The organism is Burkholderia sp. Se-20373, from assembly GCF_017104705.1.
Lineage (GTDB): Bacteria > Pseudomonadota > Gammaproteobacteria > Burkholderiales > Burkholderiaceae > Burkholderia.
On record NZ_JAAGPH010000034.1, the window covers coordinates 17645 to 26840 of the forward strand.

Here is a 9196-nt window from a genome sequence, read left to right on the forward strand (position 1 = left end):
CGTCGCGACGCGGGCCTCGCATTGCCTGCGGTGATCGCGGTTGGCGCGGCGGTGGCGGCGCTGACCGGCACGTGGTTCGAAGCAGCACTGACGGAATCGCGCCGCACGCGCGCATTATCCGATCGGCTGGTCGCATTCCAGGCAGCCGATGCCGCGCTGGCAGCGTGCACCGCGCGATTGCGCCGGGGCGCGGCGCCGTACGTGAGCGAAGGCGAGTCGCACGCGGAGCCCGACGCGTGGCGGCGCGTGCCGGCGCTGGTGGCCGCCGAAGCGTTCGCGCCATTCGCCGGATGGCCGATGGCCGTTCAACCGCCGCGATGCCTGATCGAAGCGTGGCGCGGGGCGGGGCCGGCCGGCGGCCGCGCTTACGTCGTCACCGCGCGTGGCGTCGGTGCGCATGCATCGAGCGCAGTCTGGCTGCAGCACCAGGTCGCGATCCGTGATGGACACATCGTCGCCTTGCACTGGCGTCGCGTCGCGACGGTGCTTCGATGAATGGTCGCGCGTCCGTGTACCGCTCGGCGGGATTCACGCTGATCGAACTGATGATCGTGCTCGCGATCGTTGCGGTGCTGGCCGGATGGGGCATCCCGTCGTATCGCGAGCATGTCGTGCGCGTTCATCGCGCGTCGGCGGTCGCCGCGTTGTACCGCGCGGCCCAATATCTCGAAACACTGGACGGTGTGCCGCCTTCGACATTGCCGATGGCGCTCACGCACGCGCCGCCGGACGGGCGCGCGGTCTATCGGCTGGTGCTCAGGCGGCCGGACCGCGACGATTCGCCGGTGAGCTATGACCTGGAGGCCATCCCGCTCGACACGGGCCCGATGCACGACGACGCGTGCGGTGCATTCACGCTGCGTTCTGACGGGACGAAAGGCAATGTGCGAAGTGACGGCGCCGACGGACAGGTCGCGGCGTGCTGGGGCGTGCGTTGAGTTTGGCGGGAAGGCGCGCCACGGCGCTTGGCCGTGCGCGCGGGATGCAGACGAAGGTCAGTCGTCGTGCGTGTCGAGACCACGCTCGTCGCGGGACTGCTTCCAGATCCGGTAGACCTCCCATGCAGCGAAACCGAGAGTGCCCCACTTCAGCGCGGGGCCCGCACTCGCGCGCAGCAGCGAGCGAACGGGTTTGGCGAGCACGAGCGATGCGAGCGAGCTCAGCATCGGATACTGGTTGACGAGCTGTCCGAGGTTCGCGTTCAGGTTCTTGGCAGACTGGCTGAACTTGTTGCTGGACAGGCCGGGGATGAACACCTTGAGCCAGCTGAAGCGCGTCACCGCGCGGCGCATGTCGCCGGCAGCTTCCGCGAGCTCGAGCCGCTCGACTTCGGATCGCAGGATCAGCAGTTCCTTGCGGAGCGCGCGATGCTGCGACGCGCTCCAGTTCGATCGCGACGAATGGGAGCGGGGTGAATTGCCCGTGACGTTCTGGCTCATGGCGCGTCGGCGAAGTAGGTGGGAGGGGTGAGCGCGACTGCGTTCACGGCTTGCCGCGGAACAGTTCGCGGTCTTTCTCGAGTTCGGCGAGCGTCGCCTCGAATACGGTCGGCGCGTCGCGCAGGCCCGAGCGGGCCTTCAGTGCGCATGCGATTCCGCCCGCGGCGTACAGCGCGGTGATCGCCGCGAGCGACTGCCAGCGGTAGGTATCCCAGAACGCGATCGCGATGAGCACGGTCAGGCTGATGAGCGCCATCGTGGCGAGCATCATCGCGGCGAGCCCGAGGAACAGCACGCCCATCAGGCGCTCCTTCTCCTCGGCAAGCTCGATGCCCACCAGTTCGAGGCGCGTTTGCAGAAGGCCGATCGCGGAGCCGACGAGGCGGCGCAGCGGTCCTTGGCCGGACGGCTGCGAGGTGGTGTCTGTCGTCATGGGTGAGGTGCGTGCGCGTGCAGTGTGCAGCTAGGACAAAGCCGGCCGGCGGAAACCGCCGGCTGGCTTCGACGCCCGTTGGCCGCGCGACGCGGCCAACGGGACGAAACGGCGCAGAGCGCGTTACTTGCGGTTGATCAGCAGGCCGATCAGCACGCCCACGCCGGCGGCGACGCCGATCGACGTCCACGGATGCTCGTGCACGTAGTCGTCGGTCGCGCGTGCGGCCTTCTTGCCTTTCTCGACCACCACGACCTGGACGTCGGCCGCCTTTTCCTTGGCCTGCTTGAGGCGCGACATGGCTTTCTCGCGCAGCTCGGCCGCACGGTCGCCCGTGCTGCTCGCAGCTTGCTTGAGCAGGTCCTCGGCGTCCGACAGAACGGTTTTGATATCCGACATCAGTTTCTCCTTGTTGATTTCCGACATTGCAACTCCCTTCGTGCTGTCATGCTGCAGGTTCACATCGTAGCGAAACGCCTGCCTGCTGGCGAGCCGGGAAGACACACAACGGCAGTGCAAGACCGCATGGTAAACGACTTGTAATCATCAACAGAGCGGCAAACGGGGTGAAAAGTTTCCCCGCGGCCGCCCGTCCAGCACCGGCACCAGGCAAAAATGACAAAAAAGTATGAATATCAAACGGAATAATCGTTCGCACGCCCCATTGCTTCCCGTAAGCTGACACACTTTCCCGCGCCGATCCGGGCGCGGTTTCAACCAGCATCGTTCGAGGAGGGAACATCATGAGTCTGCGTCTTGGCGACATCGCACCGGATTTCGAGCAGGAATCGAGCCTGGGCCCGATCAAGTTTCACGAATGGCTCGGCAACAGCTGGGGCGTCCTGTTCTCCCATCCGGCCGACTACACGCCGGTGTGCACGACCGAACTCGGGCTGACCTCGAAGCTGAAGGGCGAATTCGAGAAGCGCAATGTAAAAGTGATCGCGCTGTCGGTCGACGGTGTCGAGTCGCACAAGGGCTGGATCAACGACATCAACGACACGCAGTCGACGGTCGTCGGCTTCCCGATCATCGCCGATGCGGACCGCAAGGTTTCGCAGCTGTACGACATGATCCACCCGAACGCGAACGAAACGCTGACGGTGCGTTCGCTGTTCGTGATCGACCCGAACAAGAAGGTGCGGCTCACCATCACGTACCCGGCCAGCACGGGGCGCAACTTCGACGAAGTGCTGCGCGTGATCGACTCGCTGCAGTTGACCGACAACTACAAGGTCGCGACGCCCGGCAACTGGAAGGACGGCGACGATGTCGTGATCGTCCCGTCGCTGCAGGATCCGGAAGAGCTGAAGAAGCGTTTCCCGAAGGGCTTCAACGCGGTGCGTCCGTATCTGCGCCTCACGCCCCAGCCGAACAAGTAAGCATCGGCTGCAGAGGAACGCGATACCGGGCCGGCGGCCCGGTGCGCGGATACGATGAAAAACGGCCCGCCCGGCATGACTGCCGGGCGGGCCGTGTCTTTTGCGCAAGCACGGCGCGGCGCGGTTGCCGCGCTCGCCGCATCCGGACGATCAGAAGAATGCCTGGATGCCTGTCTGCGCGCGGCCGAGGATCAGTGCGTGGATGTCGTGCGTGCCTTCGTACGTGTTGACCACTTCGAGGTTCACGAGGTGGCGCGCGACGCCGAATTCGTCGGAGATACCGTTGCCGCCGAGCATGTCGCGCGCGAGTCGTGCGATGTCGAGCGCCTTGCCGCACGAGTTGCGCTTCATGATCGACGTGATCTCGACGGCCGCCGTGCCTTCGTCCTTCATCCGGCCGAGGCGCAGCACGCCTTGCAGGCCGAGCGTGATTTCGGTCTGCATGTCGGCGAGCTTCTTCTGGATCAGCTGGTTCGCGGCGAGCGGCCGGCCGAACTGCTGGCGGTCGAGCACGTACTGGCGCGCGGTGTGCCAGCAGGACTCGGCCGCGCCGAGCGCGCCCCATGCGATCCCGTAGCGCGCCGAGTTCAGGCACGTGAACGGGCCGCGCAGGCCGCTCACGTTCGGCATCAGGTTCTCTTCCGGCACGAACACCTCGTCGAGGACGATTTCGCCGGTGATCGACGCGCGCAGCCCGACCTTGCCGTGGATCGCGGGCGCCGACAGGCCCTTCCAGCCTTTCTCGAGGATGAAGCCGCGGATCGCGTCCTTGCCGTTCTCTTCGAGCTTCGCCCACACGACGAACACGTCGGCGATCGGCGAGTTCGTGATCCACATCTTCGCGCCGGACAGCGAGTAGCCGCCGGGCACTTTCTTCGCGCGAGTGACCATGCTGCCCGGATCGGAGCCGTGGTTCGGCTCGGTCAGCCCGAAGCAGCCGATCCATTCGCCGGTGGCGAGTTTCGGCAGGTACTTCTGCTTCTGCGCGTCGGAGCCGAATTCGTGGATCGGGACCATCACGAGCGACGACTGCACGGACATCATCGACCGGTAGCCTGAGTCGACGCGCTCGATTTCGCGGGCGATCAGGCCGTAGCTGACGTAGTTGAGGCCGGGGCCGCCGTATTCCTCGGGAATCGTCGGGCCGAGCAGGCCGACTTCGCCCATCTCGCGGAAGATTTCGGCGTCGGTGCGTTCGTGGCGGAACGCTTCGGTGACGCGCGGTGCGAGCTTGTCCTGCGCGTACGCCTGCGCGGCGTCACGCACCATCCGCTCTTCTTCGGTCAGTTGCTGGTCGAGCAGCAGCGGGTCGTCCCAATGAAAAGTTGCAGCACTCATCGTCTCATCTCCTGTCGACCCGAGTTAGCGCTTTAGCGCTTACTCGGGTCCCATGCTTCGCGGTCGACCCCAGTTAGCGTTTTAGCGCTTACTCGGGTCCCATGCTTTGCGGTCGATCCCTGATTCAGTCGGGTTTGTTGCCTGAGAGTTTGCTTGACGCAAGTTCCGCTGTGCGGAACAATGTTTTGCAAATCGACCTCAGTGTAGCACCAGATGACACTTTCAACCATCGACGAAACCACGATCGACGAACGCAAGTTCGTCGTCGCGCTCGCGCGCGGGCTCGACCTGCTGCGCGCATTCCGGCCCGGGGAGACGATGCTCGGCAACCGCGACTTCGCGGAGCGCACGGGGCTGCCGAAAGCGACGGTGAACCGGCTCGCCTACACGCTGACCGTGCTCGGCTACCTGCGTTACGACGAGGCGCTCGGAAAGTATGCGCTCGACGCCGGCGTGCTGTCGCTCGGCTACGCGCTGCTGTCGGGCTCGGGCACGATCGACCTCGCACGGCCGCACATGCAGGCGCTCGCGCGCGACATCGGCGCGGCCGTGTCGCTCGGTTGCCGCGACGGGCTCGACATGATCTACCTGGAGACGATCCGCAGCGAGACCGCGCTGACGCTCGGGCTCGCGCCCGGTTCGCGGCTGTCGATGCTGACGAGCTCGATGGGGCGCGCGTACCTGGCCGTGCAGCCGGAAGACGTGCGCCGCGCGCTTTATGCGGAGCTGCATCGTGCGACCGGCGGCGCGGCCGACGCCGATGCGCTCGTCGCCGCCGCGCAGCAGGCGGTGGCCGAGTTCTCGGCGGGAGGCTGCTGCTATTCGTTCCGGGCGTGGCACATGGACGTCAACGCGGCGGCCGTCCCGTTTCGCGAGCCGCGCGAGGGGCGCTGGCTGATCCTGAGCTGCAGCGGCCCCGCGTCGTCGATGGACGAGGAAGTGTTCCGTACGCAGGTCGGGCCGAAGCTGAAGGCGCTCGCGCAGCGGCTCGGGCAGACGGCCTGAGCGAGGGGCGCAAGCCGCAGGGAGGGGCGCCGGTACGGTCGGCAGCGTACGAGCACGCCGCCGCCGGTTGTGCCACGAACGAACCGCGCGCATGATCGTTCGCCAGCTCACCGACGAAGAGGCTTGACATGTCTCACGCGGAATCGATGGAAGGCGGATGCGCATGTGGCGCGATCCGGTACCGGATCACCCATGTCCCGGCCGACGCCGGTTTTTGCCACTGCCGGCTCTGTCAGCGCACGACCGGCGCGGCGGTCGTCGCGTCGGCATCGGTGCCGATCGACGCGTTCGAATACCTGCAAGGCGAGCCGACGGTGTATGCGTCGAGCGCGTGGGGCGAGCGGCGCTTCTGCGGCCGTTGCGGCGCGCAGCTCGACTACCGGCTCAGGGATGCACCCAGGACGGTCGAGATCAATTACGCGACGCTCGACGAGCCGTCGCGGCTACGTCCGGCCTGGCATGTCTGGTATGGGGATCGCTTTCCGGGCATCGAGATCGACGACGATCTGCCCAAGTACGATGACGGTGGAAGGGCGTAAGCGGTAGGTCACCGCCGACATCCACAGCAGGAAACGAGGCGCGCGCGTTCCCGCGAAGCCGGTTTTTCCACGAGGCCGGCAACCGCCCGCCGGACCTCGGACGACAGGGCAAGCCAGACGGCCCGATGGCTTCGTTACATCACCTGCATTCCACTGTCGTCACGCGACGCCCCGCGTGTGCGCCTCCCCTCATCCACCGAGGCTCAGGCCGTCACGACCTTCGCAAACACGGGCCCCTGCATGAACCGCACGTCGTACTGGCGCAGCAGCTCGCACTGCGTTTCGTCGACGACACCGTCGAAGATCAGCGGGATCCGCACGCGCTGTGCATACGCGACGAGCGCCTTGACCATCCCGTCGCGCAATGCGATGCCCGCATCCATCTTGATGTAGTCCGGGCGCGCCATCTCCGATTCGACCGCGAGGATGCGGCCCGGGTCCGGCAGCTTGTCGGCGACCTTGAAGCCGTGATGCTGGTAGCTGCGCGTCAGGTAGCCGAGGAAGGTCTTGTGCGCGACCGCGACCGCCGGCAGCTCGATCACGATCCGCTCGGCCGGCAGCCCGAAGCGCTGCAGCACCGACGAGAAATGCTTGCCGTGGTCGTACTTCACGCTTTTCAGCAGCCGTTCGTGCACGCGCAGGAACAGCAGCCCATGGCGCTGTGCGCCGAAGAAATTGATCGCGTGCAGCGCGCGCGACAGGCGGTCGATCGCGACGAGCGTCTGGTCGTCGACGGCCGAGTCGACCGGATCGTGCGGCGCGCCCGTGACGACCGTCACGGCCTGGAAGCCGAGCTCGTCGCCGTAGCGCTCGATCGCATCGGCGAACGACGTCGATTGCGGTGCGCCCGGCATCGTCACGTCGTAGATCGGTTCGTAGGCGCTGCCCAGCGTGCGCTCGGGCAGGTTCGCGCTTGCGGTGCCGCCATCGGCGAGCGCGAGGTGATCCCGCAGATACGGCAGTTGCCCGGCACGGGCGACCAGCTCGGGAATGGTGGGCGGAATCATCGGCGTAAGAAGGAAAAACGGCGGCCGAACGGGCCGCCTCGTAGCTTGATATTAGCAGCGCCGGCCAAGCTCGGCTCGGCGTTTCGTTCATATGGTTATCCCGTCGTCGACGCTTCGCCTAGGGTTTACGTTGATTTCACTATTCGTAATTGGTTTTACTATTCGTAAATCCAGGATTTGTCGCCGATCAAGAAATGCGGCATGCGGGCGCCGCGAAACGGCGCCGTTCACGAATCAACAGGAAGCAAGGAGCGAGACGTGGCGGTTGACAGGAATTGCATGCGGGAGAGCGGCGCGGCGCGCCGGCAGGCGACGGGCGGGATGACGGGCGTGCCGGCGAGCGCCCGGCAGGGTTGAGGGGCGGATGGCGACCATGAGCATCGATTACCAAACGCTGAAGTTCGAATACCGCCCGCGTGCGCAGGACGCGACCGTTCACCCGGTGATTGTCGTCGGCGCGGGCCCGGTGGGCCTCGCGGCCGCGATCGACCTGGCGCAGCAGGGCCTACCCGTCGTGCTGCTCGACGACGACGACACGCTGTCGACCGGCTCGCGCGCGATCTGCTTCGCGAAGCGCACGCTCGAGATCTTCGACCGGCTCGGCTGCGGCGAGCGTTTCGTCGACAAGGGCGTGAGCTGGCACGTCGGCAAGGTGTTCCTGCAGGACGAGCAGCTGTACGCGTTCGACCTGCTGCCCGAGGAAGGGCATGCGCGCCCCGCGTTCATCAACCTGCAGCAGTACTACGTCGAAGGCTACCTGGCCGACCGCGCGTTCGAGCTGCCGAACATCGACATCCGCTGGAAGCACAAGGTGACGGGCATCGACCAGTCGGCCGAACACGCAGTGCTGACGATCGAGACGCCGGAAGGCGTCGCGACGCTGCGCGCGCAGTACGTGATCGCGGCCGACGGCTCGCGCAGCCCGATGCGCACGATGATGGGCCTCGAAAGCCACGGCCGCACGTTCAAGGACCGTTTCCTGATCGCCGACGTGAAGATGAAGGCGGAGTTTCCGACCGAGCGCTGGTTCTGGTTCGATCCGCCGTTTCACCCGAATCAGTCGGTGCTGCTGCATCGCCAGCCCGACAACGTATGGCGCATCGACTTCCAGCTCGGCTGGGATGCCGACCCCGTCGCCGAGAAGCAGCCGGAGCGCGTGATCCCGCGCGTGCGTGCGCTGCTCGGACCGGACGTCGAGTTCGAGCTCGAATGGGTGAGCGTCTATACGTTCCGCTGCCAGCGGATGGACTCGTTCCGGCACGGCCGCGTGCTGTTCGCGGGCGATTCCGCGCACGGCGTGTCGCCGTTCGGCGCGCGCGGCGCGAACAGCGGCGTGCAGGATGCCGACAACCTCGCGTGGAAGCTGAAGCTCGTGCTCGACGGCCGCTCGGCCGACAGCCTGCTCGACACGTATGCGAGCGAGCGCGAGTTCGCGGCCGACGAGAACATCCGCAACTCGACGCGCTCGACCGACTTCATCACGCCGAAAAGCCCGGTGTCACGCGTGTTCCGCGACGCGACGCTGAAGCTTGCACGCGACTGCGAATTCGCGCGCAAGCTCGTGAACAGCGGCCGCCTGTCGGTGCCGGCGGTGCTCGCCGATTCGCCGCTGAACACGCCGGACCGCAACGGCGACGCCTTCGCGGGCGCGATGCGGCCGGGCGCGGCGGCGGCCGATGCGCCGGTGCGTACGCAGGGCGCGTCGGGCTGGCTGTTGCAGCATCTGGGCAGCGGCTTCACCGGTGTGCTGTTCGGGTTGCCTGGCGATGCGGCCGCGCTCGCGCAGGCGCTCGACGGCCTCGCGCTGCCGGTGCGGCCCGTGCTCGTCGTGCCGGCCGGGCACGCGCAGCCGGTCGCGGGTGTCGTCGTCGTGGAGGACGTCGACGGCTTCGCCGCGCAACGCTACGACGCGAAGCCCGGCACGTTCTACCTGCTGCGTCCCGACCAGCACGTGTGTGCGCGGTCGCGCACGCTCGACCGTCAGGCGCTGGCCGACGCACTGGCGCGCGCGACCTGCGCACGCTGAAAACGATAAATACACCGGAGACTCCGT

At 66.6% G+C, this 9196-nt stretch carries 11 protein-coding genes; 6 read left to right on the forward strand and 5 right to left on the reverse strand.

Features of this window, described 5'->3' with window-relative positions; genetic code table 11:
• Positions 1 to 33: 33 nt before the first annotated feature.
• Both G3N96_RS14170 and G3N96_RS14175 read left to right on the forward strand, forming a co-directional pair.
• Positions 34 to 495 carry a hypothetical protein gene (locus G3N96_RS14170; RefSeq protein WP_346778892.1) on the forward strand — a complete coding sequence of 154 codons (462 nt, stop codon included), beginning with the start codon at positions 34 to 36 and terminating at the stop codon, positions 493 to 495.
• Positions 492 to 938 carry a type IV pilin protein gene (locus tag G3N96_RS14175; protein WP_206137582.1) on the forward strand — a complete coding sequence of 149 codons (447 nt, stop codon included), beginning with the start codon at positions 492 to 494 and terminating at the stop codon, positions 936 to 938. The genes G3N96_RS14170 and G3N96_RS14175 overlap by 4 nt, the downstream gene beginning before the upstream one ends.
• Positions 939 to 995: 57 nt before the next feature.
• On the opposite strand, the gene G3N96_RS14180 is transcribed toward G3N96_RS14175, so the two are convergent.
• The 3 genes from G3N96_RS14180 to G3N96_RS14190 all read right to left on the reverse strand — a co-directional run bounded on the left by G3N96_RS14180 (position 996) and on the right by G3N96_RS14190 (position 2298).
• Entirely contained in the window at positions 996 to 1439 is a 444-nt protein-coding gene (locus G3N96_RS14180; RefSeq protein WP_124576584.1) for a DUF3318 domain-containing protein, read from the reverse strand.
• A 43-nt stretch (positions 1440 to 1482) separates the two neighbouring features.
• The gene (locus tag G3N96_RS14185; RefSeq protein WP_011351086.1) at positions 1483 to 1872 is read right to left on the reverse strand and encodes a phage holin family protein; all 390 of its coding nucleotides are present in this window, start codon (positions 1870 to 1872) and stop codon (positions 1483 to 1485) included.
• 123 nt (positions 1873 to 1995) lie between these two features.
• Complete coding sequence (locus tag G3N96_RS14190; RefSeq protein ID WP_006494044.1) at positions 1996 to 2298, reverse strand: YqjD family protein; 303 nt, start codon at positions 2296 to 2298, stop codon at positions 1996 to 1998.
• Between the two features lie 317 nt (positions 2299 to 2615).
• Between G3N96_RS14190 and G3N96_RS14195 the strand changes: the two genes are divergently transcribed.
• Positions 2616 to 3254 carry a peroxiredoxin gene (locus G3N96_RS14195; protein WP_069247250.1) on the forward strand — a complete coding sequence of 213 codons (639 nt, stop codon included), beginning with the start codon at positions 2616 to 2618 and terminating at the stop codon, positions 3252 to 3254.
• 150 nt (positions 3255 to 3404) lie between these two features.
• Here the strand turns inward: G3N96_RS14195 and G3N96_RS14200 are convergent, their stop codons facing one another.
• Positions 3405 to 4592 carry an acyl-CoA dehydrogenase gene (locus tag G3N96_RS14200; RefSeq protein WP_206137583.1) on the reverse strand — a complete coding sequence of 396 codons (1188 nt, stop codon included), beginning with the start codon at positions 4590 to 4592 and terminating at the stop codon, positions 3405 to 3407.
• A 213-nt stretch (positions 4593 to 4805) separates the two neighbouring features.
• Here G3N96_RS14200 and G3N96_RS14205 point away from each other — a divergent pair, with 213 nt between their 5' ends.
• A complete protein-coding gene (locus tag G3N96_RS14205) occupies positions 4806 to 5597 on the forward strand; it encodes an IclR family transcriptional regulator (RefSeq protein ID WP_206137584.1) in 792 nt (263 codons plus the stop codon).
• Between the two features lie 128 nt (positions 5598 to 5725).
• Complete coding sequence (locus tag G3N96_RS14210) at positions 5726 to 6136, forward strand: GFA family protein (RefSeq protein ID WP_206137585.1); 411 nt, start codon at positions 5726 to 5728, stop codon at positions 6134 to 6136.
• Positions 6137 to 6339: 203 nt separating this feature from the next.
• Here the strand turns inward: G3N96_RS14210 and G3N96_RS14215 are convergent, their stop codons facing one another.
• Positions 6340 to 7143 (reverse strand): EAL domain-containing protein, encoded by an 804-nt coding sequence (locus G3N96_RS14215; RefSeq protein WP_089424610.1) that lies wholly within the window; start codon positions 7141 to 7143, stop codon positions 6340 to 6342.
• A gap of 364 nt (positions 7144 to 7507) precedes the next feature.
• Between G3N96_RS14215 and G3N96_RS14220 the strand changes: the two genes are divergently transcribed.
• Positions 7508 to 9169 carry an FAD-dependent oxidoreductase gene (locus tag G3N96_RS14220; RefSeq protein ID WP_206137586.1) on the forward strand — a complete coding sequence of 554 codons (1662 nt, stop codon included), beginning with the start codon at positions 7508 to 7510 and terminating at the stop codon, positions 9167 to 9169.
• Positions 9170 to 9196 lie beyond the last annotated feature (27 nt).